This is a genomic window from Cyclobacterium xiamenense, from assembly GCF_042140265.1.
GTDB lineage: Bacteria > Bacteroidota > Bacteroidia > Cytophagales > Cyclobacteriaceae > Cyclobacterium > Cyclobacterium xiamenense_A.
The window spans coordinates 3925649-3944806 of record NZ_CP159481.1; the positions used below are offsets into that span (position 1 = coordinate 3925649).

The 19158-nt window shown below is 49.8% G+C and carries 9 protein-coding genes; all 9 read right to left on the bottom strand.

Annotated elements, in window-relative coordinates; translation table 11 throughout:
• Positions 1-102 precede the first annotated feature (102 nt).
• The gene (locus ABWH99_RS16015; protein WP_375582844.1) at positions 103-1461 is read right to left on the bottom strand and encodes a Gfo/Idh/MocA family protein; all 1359 of its coding nucleotides are present in this window, start codon (positions 1459-1461) and stop codon (positions 103-105) included.
• 102 nt (positions 1462-1563) lie between these two features.
• On the bottom strand, positions 1564-3126 hold the full coding sequence (locus ABWH99_RS16020) for a RagB/SusD family nutrient uptake outer membrane protein (protein WP_375582845.1): 1563 nt from the start codon (positions 3124-3126) through the stop codon (positions 1564-1566).
• A 31-nt stretch (positions 3127-3157) separates the two neighbouring features.
• Positions 3158-6367: a SusC/RagA family TonB-linked outer membrane protein gene (locus ABWH99_RS16025; protein ID WP_375582846.1), complete on the bottom strand. Its 3210-nt coding sequence runs from the start codon at positions 6365-6367 to the stop codon at positions 3158-3160.
• A gap of 1024 nt (positions 6368-7391) precedes the next feature.
• Positions 7392-9713: a PSD1 and planctomycete cytochrome C domain-containing protein gene (locus ABWH99_RS16030; RefSeq protein ID WP_375582847.1), complete on the bottom strand. Its 2322-nt coding sequence runs from the start codon at positions 9711-9713 to the stop codon at positions 7392-7394.
• A 149-nt stretch (positions 9714-9862) separates the two neighbouring features.
• Complete coding sequence (locus ABWH99_RS16035) at positions 9863-11398, bottom strand: arylsulfatase (RefSeq protein WP_375582848.1); 1536 nt, start codon at positions 11396-11398, stop codon at positions 9863-9865.
• A 38-nt stretch (positions 11399-11436) separates the two neighbouring features.
• Positions 11437-14052 carry an alkaline phosphatase D family protein gene (locus ABWH99_RS16040; protein ID WP_375582849.1) on the bottom strand — a complete coding sequence of 872 codons (2616 nt, stop codon included), beginning with the start codon at positions 14050-14052 and terminating at the stop codon, positions 11437-11439.
• Between the two features lie 6 nt (positions 14053-14058).
• Complete coding sequence (locus ABWH99_RS16045) at positions 14059-15198, bottom strand: RagB/SusD family nutrient uptake outer membrane protein (protein ID WP_375582850.1); 1140 nt, start codon at positions 15196-15198, stop codon at positions 14059-14061.
• Entirely contained in the window at positions 15131-15697 is a 567-nt protein-coding gene (locus ABWH99_RS16050; protein WP_375582851.1) for a RagB/SusD family nutrient uptake outer membrane protein, read from the bottom strand. The genes ABWH99_RS16045 and ABWH99_RS16050 overlap by 68 nt, the downstream gene beginning before the upstream one ends.
• Before the next feature lie 24 nt (positions 15698-15721).
• On the bottom strand, positions 15722-19102 hold the full coding sequence (locus tag ABWH99_RS16055) for a TonB-dependent receptor (protein WP_375582852.1): 3381 nt from the start codon (positions 19100-19102) through the stop codon (positions 15722-15724).
• Between the last annotated feature and the right edge of the window lie 56 nt (positions 19103-19158).

Sequence of the window (19158 nt, forward strand, 5' to 3'; positions counted from 1 at the left end):
CTAGCGAATACGTTAAAAGCCTAAACCGAATTCCTTACAACATCGGTTTAGGCTTTCCCATTCTCTTCTCCCAAAACTAATTGCCAGCTTATCTGCAGAAAATCAAACTTCCCAGCCTTTTCGGTACTTTCGAGACAGGTACTGGTTGGCTTCGGTCGGCTGGCTGATTTTCATCCTACGGGCATCCCATTTCAGCAAGGTATTGGGCATGCGAATTGCCACGGTACCCAAGATCACCGTTTCGGACATGGGGCCGGAGACTGCAAAATCGCTTTCGGTCTTTACCTTGCCCAGGCAGGCATCTGCAAAATGATGGTAATGGTCCCGTTCTTCGAGATCAGGATTGGCTACCGCTTGAAACTTGCTTTCCGGCAATAGCACGGGCATTTTGGTATGGGGAATCAAGAGCGCTCCCTCGGTACCAATCAGCATGGCCGACTCCGCCGGATACTCCTCCAGGGAATACAACGCCCGCACGGCTTCGGGGGGATAAAATTCGCCGTCAAACCATTCCACCGTCAATTCATCGGATGCGGTCATGTCGTTGCCGGGAAACACCCAGGTAATGTGATTGCTCTGTGGCCAGGTATCCGCTCTTCTGGCGGGGGATTGCTCCCAGGATTCCTGCACCCGCGCAGTCACCGAAAGCGGAGCAGTCAATCCCATTCCTTTCCAAACGGCGTCCAGAATATGGCAACCGATATCCCCGGACCAACCGGTACCGAAATCCTGCCAGGCCCTCCATTTGGAAGGATGGTAAATTTTGGGTGCATAGGGACGCATCGGCGCTGTCCCGATAAATTGCTCCCAATGCACGTGAGCGGGGGGATTTTCTCCATTCGCCGGTCGGGGTCCCTCAAACCGATAGGCCTCTGTTGCTCCGGGCCGATTGGAGCAGAGGTATACCTGCTTGATTTTTCCGATGTGCCCTTCTTTTATCCATTGCACAGCGGTACGGTCTCCCTTACCGGAGGCATGTTGGGTTCCCAGCTGGCTGACAATACCGGCCTTTTTGGCGGCTTCGGTAAGCTTTCTGATTTCAGCCACGTCATGGCACATGGGCTTCTGGCAATACACGTGCTTGCCTGCCCGAATGGCCCGGTAACTGATTGGGAAATGATTGTGGTCCGGCACACTCACATTTATGGAATCGAAATTCCCCATTTCAGTCGCAAACAAGGTTCGCCAGTCTGTATAGGTTTTTGCCTGCGGCAGTAGCTCCGATGCCCTGGCCAAATGGTTTTCGTCCACGTCACAAATCGCTACAATTTCCACCTCCGGGTGGGATTTAAAGCGATTCAGGTCGTGCCAACCCATACCCCCTACCCCTACGCAAACATGCCGGAGTTTTTTCCTTCTTTTAAAAATATCGTCGTAGTGCGATAGCAAAGGAGGCGTTAATGCAAGTAAAACTGATCGGTTTAAAAACTTTCTTCGGTTTATTTTAGCTAATTTATTCATTGTAATCGCGATTTCGGGTTTATGGTTGAATATAATGTAAACTTCCCGAAAAACCGTAGTTTATCGGGAAGCTTCTATTAATTTATTACAGGGGTCCCGGTATTAGGGAAATCCCGGGTTTTGGGGTTGTAGATTAGGGTTGTTCTGCATTTCAGGCAAGGGGTACGGCATCAACAAGTGCATGCTTTGCAAAGCCTGATTGGAGCTCAGGTTGACATGGCCGACGAAATCATCGAAACCGTCTGTCAGTTCGTTATAGGCTTTACGCAAGCGCAACATGTCAAACCAGGTAATTTGCTCGTAGCATAGCTCGTGCCACCTTTCCTTCCAAACGGCCTCTCTGAAAGAAGCAGCGGTAAATTCCCCCAAGGAAGGTGTCATAAGTTCTGCCCTGTCTCGGATCCGCTTCAAACTTTCATGAGCCATTGCATTGGGTCCACCCACTTCATTTTGGGCTTCGGCATAGATCAACAGCACTTCAGCAAACCGGATCAACGGTACGTTGAGGTTATTCGCTCGATTACCGGGCACGCCGGCTGTTCCTAATGCAGCTCGGTTGAAATGTTTGAATATATAAGGAGCACCTAAATCAAATTCCTCACCGCTTCCGTTGGTATAATAGGTGGTATAGAAGAAGCCTTCCTGATTGACTGCTCGCTTGTCACCCTCTTCATACGAATTGTAGAATTCAATTGTTGGAACGGTACTTCCTGTACCGGAAGGACCTTGAAATGTCACCGGCTTAAAGTTTGGAAACATGTTGTTCATCGGGTTACCTGCAACAATCACATTGTACTGTAGCATGAACAGATGCTCGATCCGGTTACCATTGTTTTCATTGTGCAGATCGCCGTAGTTTGGAAACAGGTTGATGGAACCGGGGTTCGCGTTGGCATATTCAATTACCTCAAGCGATTTGTTGGCCGCAAGCGTATAATATTCGGCGCCGCGATTCAAGGGAAATCCGGCCATGGTCAGGTACACTTTCGCCAATTGAGATTTTACAGCGGCGGAAGAAACCCGGCCACTTGGGTCCATCCAAGGTAGACCGGCACTTTCTGCTGCCAGCAAATCTTCCACGATTAGCGCATAAACTTGTTCCTGGGGCGCAGGTGCGGGTCTAAAATCCTCTGAACTAGATGTTTGAGGTGCCGTAATCAACGGTACATTTCCCCATAATCGAACAGCATAAAAATAGGCCCAGGCTCTTATAAACCGTGCTTCGCCTAAAATCTTCCGCTTTTGATTTTCATCCATTGGAGTTATCGCAGGAACCCTGTCCAGGACCATATTGGCCTGGGCGATTACTTTATATAGACCGTTCCACCAATTAATCACATGCTCCGTCCTACCGTCATAAATTAACCCATATAAGTTGTTCAGGTCGGAATTTTGAGCGGTCTCTGTCGTTGACGTACCGGTAGGTGCCTCCAGAAGCTGCCAGGTGGAAGAGAAAATCCCGGAACCACCACCATAGAAACGCATATCTGCATACACCGCGGCAAGTGCCGCTTCCGCATGATCCGGAATCGTGTAAAAGGAATCCGGCGTTAGGTTTGAGGGGTCCTCTTCGCTGAGAAATTCCTCGCAGCCTGTCGTAAAAATAAGCAGTGCCAATCCTAGTGAAAGATAGGACAGGGACCATTTTTTTATAATCAATTTCATTGTTGTTTTCATTTAGGTTATTCCAAATCGATTAAAGGGTTACCTGTAGGCCAAGCATGTAGGTGGTAGGCTTGGGATAGGCATGCCAGTTCATCCCTTGCGAAAAGACATTGTTATTATTCCCTCCCCGTATGGGTGCCACTTCCGGATCACCGATGATTTCACTACCCGTGAGCAGGAAGAAATTCTGAACCGTGCTGTACACACGCAACCTGCTTAACTTGATACGGTTAGCAACTTCTGTAGGGAAAGTGTATCCGATGAGCACGTTTCTACCTCTTAGAAAAGAAGCATCTTTTACCCAACGTGAGTCTACGTTCGTTACGTAACCGGCACGGGTATCCCGGATCTCGGCCACCATTGTATTTTGGTTGGTAGGTGTCCAGGCATTCAATACGGTGCGGTAGCTATTTGCCAGTGCTTGCCGGTCTTCACTTGGATGCAGGTTCATGTCCAGCAAATCATTGCCGTACATGTATTGTAAATCAAGCGTCAAGTCCCAATTTCTGAACCGTAGGTTATTGGTCAGGGCTCCCCACATATTGGGGTTACCGTTTCCAATAATCATCCTGTCGGAATCGTTGATGGCTTTGTCACCATTTACATCCAGGTACTTGACGTCACCCGGAAGGATTGTCAAACCGTTTCTATAACTTACGTATTCTGCCGCCTCACTTCTTTCTTCTTCGCTCCAGATTCCCAATCGTACCAATCCCCAAAATGAACCCACGGGTTCGCCTACCCGTATGATGTTTGTCGCGTTGGTAAAGTTGGGTCCGCCCACGCCAAAAATATCTGCCGGAGTAGCCAGTGACAACACCTTGTTTCTATTTGCAGAAAGATTGAAGGAAGTATTCCAGGTAAAGTCAGCTTTCTCGACATTGACCGTGTTGAGCGTAAACTCGATACCCTTATTCTCCATAGAACCAACGTTGCTTCGTATCGTTGCATATCCACTGGTTCTTGGAACCGGAGCATCAAGAAGCATGTCGGTGGTCTTTCGGTAGTAATAATCCATCTCTACGGTAACTCTATTCTGGAACAAGCCCAGTTCCAACCCAATATCACTTTGTGCCGTTTTTTCCCATCTCAAATCGGGATTGGCAAGTCGATTGATGCCGGTGCCGCCAACCTGAGATTCGTTGTAGATCGCCGAATAATTCGAACTAAGCAAGGCAAGTGAAGAGTAAGGAGGGATTTCCGAGTTACCGGTAAGTCCATAGCTTGCTCTTAATTTTAAATTAGAAATCGTGCTGTTCCCCTTCAGGAAGCTTTCTTCGGATAATCTCCACGCCACCGCAGTGGAAGGGAAAAAGGCATATTTGTTGTTTTCACCGAATTTTGAAGCACCGTCCGCTCTTCCGGTGGCCGTAAAGAGGTATTTGCCATCCAGGATATAATTGACGCGGGCAAAATAGGAGTTCAGTGAATGCCTGTTGGCACCGGATCCTACACGAGGCAACTGAGAGCCTGCTCCCAGGTTATCATAAGTGAAAAAATCGGTTGCAAAATTCTGAATACTGGCACTCATGGACGTGTACGTATTTTCCTGCCAGGATATTCCCAACAAACCGGTAAACGCATGCCTGTCAGCGAATACTTTGTTGTAGGTCAGGTAGTTTTCCAAAGACCAGAAATTATCCCGCATCATGCTTTTTGAGGCCGTCCCGTTCTGAGCTATAGAGAGTGTTCGGGTACTGGACTGGTTGTTTTCCTGGGTCATGATATTCACCCCCAAAACTGTTCGCATTTCCAGTCCTTCGGCAAATTTTATATTTGAGTAAGCGCTTCCAAGTGTTGTCTGGGTATTGAGCACATACCGCCGACCATAGAGCCTGTGCATGGAACTCATGGTCCCTTCAGCAAAGGGATAGTCGCGGTTGTTTGCAAAAACACCATCTTCGTACCGAACAGGCAGGAATGGGAAATCTTCCACAATTTGGCGTGGAACTGCATCACTTACATCCACCAGGTTTTCTTCCTGGGAGTTATAACTAAGCGTTCCTCCAATGGTCAGCCAGGATTTCACCTTATCTTCAATCGTAAACCGGGTGGAATACCGGGTCAGGTACGATGTCTTCAACAAGCCCTGATCATCCCTGTAGCCCAAGGACAAGGAGTAGGTCGTTCGTTCGTTTCCGCCAGTAAAACCCAACTGATGATTTTGTGAAATTTTATTTTGTGTCGTTTCCTCCAGCCAATTTGTATCGTGCAGCGGGTTTCCCTGACTGTCAAATACCCGGGGGTCCGTACGCCTGAGGGCAGGATTCAGGTACGCCCATCGTCCTGCATCCCATCCGACCGGGTCGTATTTCTCCATATTTCTCCAGGCAAGGTCTTCCACAGCAAGGTATTCTTCTGCATTCAATACCTCCGGCCTATTGGGCCCAATGGTATTCACGCTCATGTCCACGTTATACGTCAGGGTACCGTCACCGGATTTTCCTTTCTTGGTGGTAACCAGGATTACCCCATTTGCCCCTCTGGATCCGTAGATTGCGGTAGACGAAGCATCTTTTAGTACTTCTACCGACACGATATCATTGGGATTGATGTAATCGATTGGATTGCTGGCTTGGGTCATCGTACCCATGGGCAGCATCACCCCATCCACTACGTAGAGGGGATTATTGGACGAATTGATGGAACTGAATCCACGAATACGCACATTGGTCCTTCCTCCCGGTCTACCGGAGTTTACATTTACCTGCACCCCTGCTACCCTACCCGCCAGGGCCTGGTTGAGGGAAGGAGCAGGACGCTCATTTAACTCAGTTTCTCCAACCGATCCTACCGAACCAGTTAGGTCGGACTTTCGCTGGGTACCGTATCCGATCACCACCACTTCTTCCAGTGCCGAGGCATCCTGGGTTAGTCGAATGGTTAGATTCGATTGATTGCTGACCTTGATCGTCTGTGCCTGATAGCCGATAAAGGAAACCACCAGGGTAGATTCCTCCGGTACGGTGATGGAAAATTTCCCATCCAGATCCGTGACGGTACCGCGGGTGGTACCCTGTACCGAAACGGTCGCGCCGGGAAGTGCCTCCCCGTTTTCGTCCAGCACCGTTCCATTGATGGTAACATCGGCCTCGCTTTCAATCAAGTCGGGGCCGTCAGCGGCAGTAGCTGCAGCCTGAAAAGGCTGAATGAGCAATAGGCAGATCAGTAGGGGAAAAGCCAGGGCAACCCCTGCCCTTTGGAGCAGTGTAGATGCTGCCTTACGTAATTTATTTTTCATTGGATATTGGTTTATAAGAATTAAAACGATCCGGGTTAGGAAACTGGACCTGCCATAGCAAGTCCACTGACAATTACCCGGATTTACAGAAGACAATCAGCCACAGAGGCGATTGGGTCGGGGACGGGTCGGGAATACCATCGTTTGGCTTGCCTGCATCTTGGTTGGTTTCAGGAAGCAGAGAAAAAAAATACCGATGTCATACGAGTAACCCGAAACCGAATTGGATCGAGATCAGGAACTATTTTCCAGGTTCATTGGAGCTGTTGGGTTTACGGTTGATTGGTTGGTTGTGTCCTCCGCGACGCGCAGTTCCTCGCCAGGCGAGGAATGCCCGGCACTGGAAAAACCAGAACGGAAGGCAGCTTGAAAAGCATGAGATCCTAAAAGGAATTCGGTTCAGAGCGAAACTTCGGCCCTTTCGGGAAAAAGGAAAGGGACGAATGTACGGAGCGTGAAGCGGATCCATTCGACGATTCAGGCCAGATACATCCCTCCAATAAAAAGGGAGGGATACCTTTTGGAGATCCAACTACTGTGGATCATCCAACAACGAGTACTACCCGGATCAAGCAAAAATTCCGACAAATGGCCGACAAATGTGTAAAAAAACTAACTGTTTTAGCAAAAAACGAGCTGTTCTAATTCAAATTCTGACCGGTTTGGCGCAAACCAAGCGGATTTCGGGTTTAAGGCTAACAGGCACGGATCCACTGCCCGGTAGGCCGCTAACACTTCTGGCAACAGTGCCGCACGGACCTCCTCCTCCACCTCAGATAAAAGATTGGCAGAGAAATGGATAATCATAAAATATAATTACTAAAGGTATAACTATTTCGAATAATTCCCTAACTACCTGTGTAAAAATAAAAATTATCTTTTTGTTAAGCCATCGGAAAAACGATGCGGGTTAACGTCGTGAAACGTGGGTAATCGGTAAGACCTATGACAACGGGCCTAACCGTTCGGAAGCCATTTTGGAAATGGAAAAGAAAGGCAATGGTTCACCGGGGGACTTGCAGATTTAGGTTTTGGTAAGCGTTTCCTCCAGATTGTACAAGGCCACAATGACCTGCATCAGTGCTGCCGGACGCTCGGGCGCTTCATGCCTCCGGGAAGGGTATTCGCCAGCCGATAATAATTCCATAGCGGCCGCTCGGTCCTGGCGGTACCTATCCAGTTCCTCCTGGAAAAAAGCCAGCAAGGCCTCTTTTTCCCCTTCAGTAGGAAACCGGCACAATACACGGATGAAGGCTTCTTCTATCGCTGATTCAGTCGGCTGCCGACGGTCCGTCAGTTTTTCCGCTAGTACCCGGGAGGCTTCCAATACCATCGGATCGTTGAGTAATGCCAAGGCCTGCAACGGGGTGTTCGTACGGTTTCGGCTCACCTGACAAATGTCCCGGTTGCTTCCGTCAAAGATCAGCAGTGCGGGGGGAGGAAGGGTCAATTTTATGAAGGTATAGATCCCTCTTCGGTAAAGTTTGTTTCCTTTATCCTGTCGGTACATGTTTAGCTCCCCCCTTCCGGAACTGGATGCTTCCCACAGCCCTTCCGGCTGATAGGGCTTCACACTGGGCCCGCCAATTTCGGGCACCAGCAGTCCGCTGCTGGAGAGCACGAAGTCGCGGATCAATTCGGCATGCAGCCGCATGCGGGGATACCGGGCCAGGTACACGTTATCCGGATCCTTTTCCAGGTGCAGGGGCTGAATCACAGCAGATTGTCTGTAGGTAGCGGAGCTCACGATACGTTTGATCAACTGCTTCATGTCCCAACCATTTTCCCGAAAATCCACGGCCAGCCAATCCAGTAGCTCGGGATGGGTCGGCAACTTGCCTTGCATGCCAAAATCACCTGCCGAGGGTACCAGGCCGGTTCCGAATAGCTCCTGCCAAATCAAATTAACAAAAACCCGAGAGGTAAGCGGGTGGTCCGGTGCCAACGCCCATTGTACCAGGCCCAGTCGGTTTCGCGGCAAGTCGGTGTCAAAAGACTTGATCACCGCCGGTGTACTGGGGAGTAACGGCTCTCCTGTCGGAGCATCGTACAATCCCCGGTCCAGCACGTGGGTGGGCCGAATCGAATCCGAAAGGTCCTGCATGATAGAAACTGCCACCCGGGCGGTATCGGGATGGTTGACAAAGGACAGGATGCCTTTGGTATCCTCCTCGTCTACCCAAATTAAAGGGGTTTTCGCGCGAACGGGTGAACCGGCTCCGCCTTCAAATCCTTTTTCGGGTGTGTTGTTAAAGAATGCATAGAGGCTGAAATAGTCCTTTTGGGAAACCGGATCGTACTTGTGATCGTGGCATTGGGCGCATTCCATGGTCATTCCCAGGGTGACTTTGCTAAAGGTGTTGGTTTTGTCCAACACGTATTCCACCCGGTATTCCTCATGGATCACTCCCTCCTCCTCTGTAATCTTGTGGTTGCGGTTAAATGCGGTCGCCAACAACTGTTCCTTGGTTGGCTCCGGGAGTAAATCGCCTGCGAATTGCCAGGTCAAAAAGGTATCGTAGGGCAGGTTTTTATTAAAGGCATGAATTACCCAATCCCGGTACGGCCATTGGGTACGAATATTGTCGTTTTGGTATCCAAAGGAATCGGAGTACCGGGAAATATCCAGCCAAAGCAGGGCCATTTTTTCTCCATAGGCCGGTTTGCTCAGGTACAACTCCACCATGTCTTCCCAACTCCGCTGCCCTTCTACGAAACTGCGGACCTCTTCCGGACTGGGGGGTAGTCCTGTCAGGTCCAGGCTCAGCCGCTTTAATTGGTGCGCTTTTTCTCCTTCCGGGTTGGGTTGTAGCCCATGAGCACGCATTTTTTCGTAGACAAAGCGGTCTACGGGATGCTCCGACCAACCTGGATAGCTATTTACGGGAGGATCTTGTTTTTGCGGGGGAACAAAGGCCCAATGGGGCTGGTATTCCGCCCCCTGCTGGATCCATTTGCGGATCAATTGTTTGTCATAATCGGACAGCTTCAAATTCGACGCTGGTGGCGGCATCATTTCCGATGTCTCTTCCGAAGTGATTCGGGCGAACAACATGGACTCTCCGGGTTTGCCGGGTACAAGGGCATGTTTGTCGGGATTATCCTTGAGGGCGGCGTAGGCTCCTTCCTCTGTATCCAGCCGTAATCCTGCCTCCCGTTTATTGGCATCCGGCCCGTGGCAGGCAAAACAATTGTCTGACAAGATGGGGCGGATATGAAAGTTAAAACTCACCTGATCGGGAATTTCCTGCTCGGTTTCCATGTCCCCACAGCCGTACATCGTTGCACCAACAAAAAGCGAAAACAAAATGCCCGAATAGGCATAGAACCGGTTTTTTACCTGCATGACCCTTATAAATTCAATACGGAGTCAAATTACGCGGTATCTTGCGAAATACCAATTTCATGCCCAAAAAATACGGCCGTTCCTCATTAGTAACAAATAACGTACAAGTTGTAATCGGTCGGTCCTTACCCCTATCCGACAAGCTCGTTTCATTCTCCCAACGCCGGATACCGCCATCGCGAATTGGCAGCGGGCACGTGTTCGGTGGCTACGATGGTTTCGATTTCCCGAATAATTTCCGGGTGCTCGGCTGCCAGGTCCTGCGTTTCGAGCGGGTCTGCCGCCAGATCAAACAAGGCCCATTCCGAATCCCCCGCATGAATATCCAGGCGCAATGCTTTCCAATTACCCATTCGTACGGCCATTTGTCCTCCATAGGAAGGAAATTCCCAATACAGAAAGGGATGCGCCGCTTGTTTTTTCCCGCTCAACACAGGAAAAAAACTGATTCCATCCGAATCAAAAGGGGCTTCTACCGCAGCAATTTCCGCCAGCGTTGGCATCAGGTCGTAAAACACTGCGGCATGGTCCGTTCGGGAACCGGGCTCAATCACCCCGGGCCAGGAAGCAATCATCGGGACCCGAATCCCCCCTTCGTATAAAAAACCCTTGCCATAGCCGCGCTCTTCCCTAAATGGACCGCCACTATTGAACCAGGGAGAATCCGTGCCTCCGTTAAACGTGGGGCCATTATCAGAGGTGAAGACAATCAGGGTATTCTCATAGATACCTTCTTGCTTGAGTTGCTCCACCAACTGCCCTACCTGCTCGTCCAGATAACTCACCATGGCGGCATAGCTGGCCCGGGGGTACCGGGTCGGAAAATAAGAGTTCTCCCCCAGGTAGGGCTCTTCGTCACCAAACTTCTGTACATAATGATCGATCCATTTCCTGGGCACCTGCAAGGGTACGTGCGGAATCGGCGTGGCCCAATAAAGAAAAAACGGATTATCCTTTTCCCGGGCAACGAAATCCTGTATCCGATCAAACATCAGTTCGGGAGCGTAATCGGTCAGAAAATAATCGGCATAACTGGCTGGGTCATAGGGGTCGGCTCCCTCCGGCAGCCGGGTATTGGGAGGTACAGTATCGTTGTCCAGGTAGACCCGGCGATCGTTTTCCCAAAGGTGCACCGGATACAGGGTATGTGCCTGCCGCTGGCAATTGTACCCAAAGAAATAGTCGAAGCCTTGTTGATTGGGAACCCCCACTGTGTGCGGGGCTCCCAATCCCCATTTGCCCACTACAGCTGTAGTATATCCGGCCTCTTGCAACAAGGTACCCAGGGTGGTGGTACCCGCAGCGATGGGTCGCTGCCCCTCCAACGTACTGTCGGCCAACATGGCCCGGTAATCCCATACATCCCCGCGTTCTCCCCACTCGTCATTGCCTCTTACCTGTGCCCGACCGCTGTGTTGCCCGGTAAGCAACACCGCGCGGGCAGGCGCGCATACGGGAGCCCCGGAATAAAACTGGGTAAAAAGCATCCCCGACGCTGCCAGCGCGTCCAGATGCGGAGTTTCGATCATTTTTTGCCCATAGGATCCCAGGTCACCGTACCCCAAATCGTCTGCCAAAATGAAAATTATGTTGGGCTTCGCAGCGGTGGTGGGCTTTTCTGAGGAGCAGCCAATACCGATACTCAGAAAACATGCAGCAAGCAGGAATGCAGGGGTGTATGTCATTGTTTTTTTCTGGGGCATAGATGAAAAATAGATTCCGTTTAGGCTTTTAAAGGTTGTGGGATGACTTGTAACGTCGTTTTTTCCAAATGATCTAGCGTCAATCCGGAAAAAACCGTTTCTCGATTCGTTTGGTCTTCCAATACACGTACCAGGTGTTTCACCTGGGTAAAGACCTTGGGTCGAAAGCGTTTTTCCCGTACACGCAGGGAATACACCAACTCACCTGTCTCCTCATCCACCACCTGAACGATCGGCTGCTTACAGGCACGCAGATCCAATTCGGGCAGGGTGCCGACCGCTTTTCTGGCGTAATTGTCCTGCTGGGAAATAGTAATGGGCCAGCCGGTATACTGTCCCTCTGGATTTTCTTCCGGATCCACGTACCGGGGCCAGCACTCTAGCCGCATTTGCTTCTGTTCCTTGTCGAAGGTGACCAGACCGTAACCCGTGGCCCGGTCGTAGATCAGGGCGGGTTCACGACCCGTCTTTTGAGGATTTGCCACGGCGTGGACGGTGATCTTGTTGCCAAATCCGTCTTCAAAATCACCGGTATAGGCCGGTTTTTCCGGCAAGGGAGCGTGCCCTTCCGGCAGTTCAGGCCACCATCTTCTGGGAAAGAGGTTATTCAATGCGGGCCCGGCAAAGGCATAGCCAGCATCCCCGTGCTCCTCCACCCCGTAATGCACGACCGAAGCCAGGTGTTGATCGCCAGCCAGGTGTAAGGCAAAGGCCTTTCGAATAATTCGCAAGGCTTCATCCCGCCCTTTCTGCGGCCAGCCGTTGGAGTCCATGTCCGTGGTAGGGGCATCGCCGGTAACGTATTCCCCCGGAGGGGGAATGGGCAGTTTGGGGACAATGCTATCGATGATGCTCCCTTTCGGCAGGGTGGCGACCGTGCAGAAATTGGTCTGCGACAATACCGCTTTCATTTCAGCTCCGCCGGACCAGTCGGTGGACCAGTGCTCGAGGAATTGGAGTTGTCGTTCACCCAAAAGCTGGGCGTCCACGTCGTAATGTGCTTTGATATTGAATTCCGGATTCTGAATGAACCCATTGAGTACTTTGGCCTCTTTGGGCAGCACATTTTTGGGAGCAGATTTGAATTTTCTATCTTCCAGAATAGCAAAACTGATGCCTCCGTAGAGCCAATCGGTGTAGTAGGTACCGATTCCCTGTTTGACCGGGCGGGGGTCGTAGGGGTCCGGAAGGTGTCCGGTTTGGGTCAATTGGACCATGTTCACCCACTCGGGGGGCATTTTATAGCCTCCCTGATCCTGTGCCACGTAGCCCCATCCTTCGTCGGTAGGGGCTGATTTTCCCCCTTCACCCCAGACGTTACCGTGGTACACGTCGTGGTCATCGGGTATGAAGGCACCGGGAATGTGACGGAAGATTTCCCGGTACGACCAGCCAAATAGGTACCATTTGCGCAGGTAATCCAGGCTGGATTTTTCCAAGGGTGAGGTTTGGATGCCAAAACCTCCGGTGCTTTCATAAAATTGATCGCCAAGAAACACGGCCATGTCCGGTCGCTGCTTGCCCACGTTCACGGCGACCTCCTGGTCGGGGAAGCCGTAATCCGCGTTGCAACTAAACAGCGCCATCTTAACGTTTTCTTCGGAGCTGGGTTCCCGGGCGATGGTCCCTTCGTAGGTATAGGATTGTGTGCCGGTTTTCAGCGGCAGGTCCACTTTTACCCGGTAGGGAACGGCTGCATCGGAATTCCAGTTTTCCTGACGGAAATGCACTACCCGGCCGAGGGGATCGGGTTTACCGGTCTGGATGGTTTTCCATTGACCATTTGTGTACACTTGCAGGCTTACGTCCAAACCAGCAATCCGATCGACAGGCGCAAGCTGTGCAGCCAACTTCAAGGTACCCCGGTGCAGCGTGTACTGGGCAAAACAGATGGGGCCGAAGGTCTGCTCAGAGCTACCGACGAGTGTATCGCCGGAAATCTGCCAGTCGGAAAAGGCTGCCGAAGGGTCGCTGTTTCCCTCCAATGGGAAATGAGCACATAGGGCCAGGTTTCCCTCCCAGTTGGCATTGGGCTGGGTATAGGTCAACATGGCCAGTAATTTACCGGTGCTTGCATCCGCGGCTTTGAGTTGCAATTCGTTACCCCTTCCATCGATGCGCAGGCTAATTTCCCTATCGAGCGGTACAGCCTGGCTACCCATTTTTTCTCCTACAAACAAGTATCCCTGCCCGTTGATACCTGCGTCCAATCCCTGGCCAAAAACCGCCGCCGAGCGGTAATCGGGAAATTTACCCTTGGCTGCCAGACGAAATCCGGCATAGGCTTGGGGGATACCTTTGGCTGCAGCATTGAGCCATTCCAGGCGAACTTGCAGGGTAAAGTTCCCGGTTGCGGGTCCCAATTGATGGGTAAGGCTGTGTAGCGAACGGTTCTTGTCTGCGATCACGCAAACGGCCTTGCCGTTTCTGATTTCCCAATCCTGCAGCCGGTTTGCCCAATATTCCGGTCCTATCCAAGGCATGTCCGGCCATTGATGCCAGGTAGATGCGAAGGGCGTTGCCGATATATTTTTCGGGGCCTTTGGGCCGTTTTTCCCAACAGGGGATGCGCCCAAAAGCAAATGGGGAGTCACGGTTCCGAGCGCGATTGCTTTTACTGCATGTCTTCTTTTCATAGGTAACTAATCTGCCAGGTTTGGGTTGATGTTTGTTTCTGATTCCGGAATGGGCCAGCGGTCGTCAATGCCGGGCCGAAAGCTTTTCGAGGTGACATACCATCTGGATTGCGGGTCCAACTTGATTGAGGTAGTAGGGTACCTTTCCGAATCGGGAAACGGTGCTCCCCAAAAATCACCATTTAAAACTTCATCTCCAATTTCCCACCGGAAAATATCCCATAAGCGCGTCCCTTCAAACGCCAATTCTATCCGTCGCTCGCGTCGAAGGATGTCGCGGAGTACATCCGGGTTGGTCTCGGTAATGGGGGGTAAATCTACCGATTCCCTTCCTCGAACACGATTGATGGTTTGATCCAACAAATCCTGCGTGATGGCATTACCCGCTTCAAGTTCTGCCTCCAAGTAGCTTAGTAAAACTTCGGCATAGCGAATGACCGGGATATTTCCCCCATAATCGTTCCGGAGATTTCCGTTGAAGGATTCATCAAAATACTTTCTGAAGCCGAATCCTGTTCGTGTTGCCTGTTTGGAATACGTTAGCTGATCTACGGACTGTGTCGAATCGGGATGGCAAACGTATCTCCTACCCTGAAAGCTCGACTCGTTCCAGATAAACGTATCGCGAAACCGCTGATCTCGGTTCGCTCCCATGTCCTCCTGAACAAACTTTGGATCGTTGTAAGAAAAAGGTGTACCATCATCGAACCCGTATTCCTCTGCCAGGCTTCCAAGCGGGTTGATGATGTGCCAACCACTGGACGCTGCCGGATAGGCGTGTTGAGGCATTGCATTTGGAGCAAGCCCGGGAACAAACTGTACACTAAAGATATTTTCGCTGCTGTTTTCGTTTTGGGTATTGAACAGCGGACCGTATTCGGAATCGATGATGTTATCCCCGTAATTGATGATTTGCAGGTACACTTCCGAAGCCTCTTGGTACCGCTTTTCCGCCAGGAATAACCTCCCGAGAAATGCCAATGCCGCCTGCTTGCTTGCCCTACCTATTTCTGAAGATGGAATATCTGAGAATCTTGGCAGTCCGGCCACGGCATCCTGTAATTCACGAATGGTGAAGTCAACGATTTCGGATTTCGGAGATTTTAGTACGGTGTTGGCTTCGTCCGGAGTTAAGGTGGAGGTCACCAGGGGCACGTCTCCCCAAAACTGAGAACAGGTAAAAATACTGTGTCGCCCGCAAAAATCTCGCTTCGCTTTTCATCCGCTCGCGTTTTTCCTCGGGCATGTCTACGTTATCGATGTTCTCCAAAAAATCATTTGTGATCGCAATTCGCCGGTAGGAGCCTTGCCAATAGCCGTTGACCACATTATTGTTGGGTAACAAAGTACCGTCCGTAAGCCGGTTATAGGTGGAATTATCCCCCCTCCTGTCATAGGCGTTATCGGTTGCAAATTCTAAAAATACGATCCCACAATAGGTCCACCAATCCGAAGGGACCACTTGTGTTCCGTAATTAATATTTCCGCGGTACATACCCGTCAGTGCGATCAGGGCATTGGATTCTGAATTCCAAAAGGTTCCGCTTGCAAATGCATTGGTTGGAAATTGCTCTAGTTTTTCATCACAGGATACTACCGATGTCAGCATCACCAGGAAAATGAAAGTCTTCGCTATATTTTTCATAATGAATTTCTTTTTTGATTAGAACTAAAATCGGGCATTGATCCCTAGCGTGTAGGTTGCCAAAATGGGGTAATATGCTCCTCCTGTATTGATTTCAGGATCCCAGCCCTCCGCATAAGAAGTGAAAGACAGTACGTTCTCTCCACTCAGATAAAGTCGTAAACTCTGCAGTCCAATTCTCTCCAGGACGGAAGGAGGAAGGCTGTATCCCACCTGTAGATTTTTTACCCTCAGGTAGGATGCATTGGTTACCCAAAAATCAGACATAACCGTGTTGGGCGTCCCACTATTGGTAATGACCTCCAGACGGGGATAAGCAGGGTATCGATCCGGGTTCTCTGGGTTAAATCTACCCTCCATTTGCCACTGTTGTATGTTTCCAAGGTTAAAAAAGGCCCAGCCCGCATAATTATTCAAAAAACCTTCGACACCAGCGACTCCCTGCAAAAAGATAGAGAGGTCAAAATTCCTATATTTTGCTCCGAAATTCAGGCCGTACGTGTATTTGGGGATTCTACTACCCAAAAAATTTCTGTCGTAGGTCGGGTCCACTCTGCCATCAGGTACTCCTTCGGGTCCGTTGATGTCCTTATAGCGAATATCTCCGGGCTGGGGATTTGGCGTGATGGCAGATTGATTGGGCCAATCGGAAATGTCTTCTTCACTAATGAACACACCGTCCGACTCGTAGCCATAGTACATTTCCATAGGAAAGCCTAGAAACAAAGTAGACCCATTGCCTACCAGGCCATTGGGTTGCTCAACGTTTCCCAGCCCCAAGGTGACGACCTCGTTGTTGATAATGGAAAAATTTCCCGAAATGGAGTACTGAAAGTCATTTACCTGATCCCGGAATCCAAAGTCGAATTCCCAACCGCTGTTCCTTGCTGCACCCGTATTAATCTCTCCGATGCCTACACCCAATATCGAAGAGACACTTGCCGTGGGTTGAAACAGGATATCGGTCGTATTTCGGTTAAAATAGGTGAAATTAAACGAAACCTTGCCCTCTAAAAAACTCGTCTCTGCACCAAAATCCAGGGTTTCAGTAGATTCCCAGCGTATGTTATCGTCTCTGTAATCGGAGTAGGCTGCCCCTGTGGCAATACTCCCTCCAAAAGGATAATTCCGTCCAGAATTCAGCACGGTTTGATAGGGGTAATTTCCGATGTTTTGGTTACCCAAAATGCCCCAAGATGCCTTTAATTTAAAATCCGACAACCAATTCACGTCTTCCAGGATCGCTTCGTCCGAAAGCCTCCAACCGACAGCCATGGAGGGGAATAGCGCATATTTGTTATTTTCGGGAAACCGGGACGAGCCGTCGTAGCGCAGGGTTGTTTCAAACAAATATTTTTCATCGTGATTAAACTTGACCCGGGTAATCAGGGATTGTATGGCCCATTCCTCGTCAAACCCTCCAACCCGTTGGTTATCAGCGCCTCCCATATCGATCACCGTGTAGTCATTACTGGGAAAGTCCTGTCGATACCCGTTGAAGTAGGTATAAACCTGGTTTTCGAAAGTATATCCAACCAAAAAATCCAGATTATTTTTATTGATACTTTTTGAATACTCGCCAATAAATTGGGCCGTTTTAAAAATCTCCTTGTTGCTAAATTGATCCAGGTACGACTGTCCGTGAAAAACATCGTCGTTCAATCGTTGAGATGCCAAATAGGAACGCTGCTCCAATAAAAAAGAATTGTATCCGCCAATTGCTGATAAAACCAAGCCATTGATGGGCGTCCAATCCAATTTCATGTTTATTCCAGTCCGTGTTCTGGGATTGGTCAGGTAGGAATCTGACTGCAACCAGGATACGGGTGTTCCCCCACTTTCTGGTCCAATTCCAAAATCACCGTTTGAGGCCTGTCCCAGGTACACGGCTGGGTATCGGATGGCATTTTGAATCAATTGGTTACTCATTTCTCCTCCTTTATTTGCCGTGGCCTGGGGTTCATTACGTTCTTCTATCGAACCAAATAACCTGGTGGTTAATTTGAAGTCCTCACCTAGCTTGTTCTCAAGATTAAGCCGTAGATTGTAGCGGTTGTAGTTATTTTTTGGAACGATCCCCTCCTGATTTAGGAGTCCACCGGAGAGAAAATACTTGTTATTTTCATCCCCTCCGCTTAGTGTAATCGTGTGCCCTGTCTGTATGCCATCCCCGGCAAATACGTGGTCCAAAAACCGGGTATTCGGATAATTGTCAGGGTCAGCCTGAGATCGGTAGTTGGCAATATCATCCTCCGTAAAACTATTGCTCCCGGAAGCGATATTATACATGGCTGCATAATCCCATGAGTCTACAAATTGAGGCAGCTGAGTAGGTTCATTAAATCCTACGTAGCCGTTATAGCTTACCGTCATCTTTTTATTGGATCCGTTTTTTGTTGTCACCAAAATGACTCCGTTGGCGGCTCTGGCACCATAAATCGCAGCCGACGAAGCGTCCTTCAAAACAGAAATGGTCTGCACATCGTCCGGATTGATATCGTTCATATTCCCAGGTATTCCGTCGATCAGAATCAGTGCATCGGGTGTAGCTCCAAACGAACCAACACCTCGGATTCGAATATTTCCCCCGCTTTCTCCTGGTCTGCCCGATCGTTGGATTACCGTTACGCCTGGCATTTGGCCTGCTATGGCCTGTGAAAGCTGTTGGACAGGCCTGTTTTCGATGTTTTCAGAAGATATCTGGGAAACGGAACCGATTACGTTGACCTTCTTCTGCGTTCCATACCCCACGACCACCACTTCCTCCAGTGAAGATTGGTCTTCGCGTAAGGTGATGTTTAGGTTGGTTTGGCTGCTTACCGTTATCCGCTGGGATTCGTAGCCGATAAAAGACACCAGCAAAACGGATCCCTCGGCCGCTTCGATGGAAAAATTACCGTCGATGTCGGAAACCGTACCGGTACTGCTCCCCTCGATCAACACGGTGGCTCCGGGCACAGGCTGGCCCTGTTCGTCCACAATCCTTCCGGTGATTTCTACAAACTCAATGGTGATTGATATCTCTTCTGGCTGCAAGGAGGAATTGGTACCTCCGACATAGATCGCATTGTTTACCTGCCTGAACTTTAACTTGGAAGCCTGTGCCAGCTGTATCAGGACATCGTTCACGGACTGTTTTCCCGCTTTCAACACGACCGCATCCCGGTCGGTAAGCAAATCGTCCGGAAAAATGAATACGTAGTCGGTCCGGGACTCCAGAGTTTTAAATAGCTCGCCCAAACTCCAGGCTTTATTCGCCACCCGGAGAAAGGTCTCATCAATGGGCTTGACCTGCGCTTTGGAATCATTGGCCAACAGGGTGGTCATGAACATGCACTGGATAATACAGCCGTAAAACAGGTTTTTCGATACCATCTTGATTAGGTATAGTATTTTTCTTTTCATAATTTTAGATGTTTTATTGAATTGATTTCATTAAAGCAGCAGGGTAAAATGTTTCA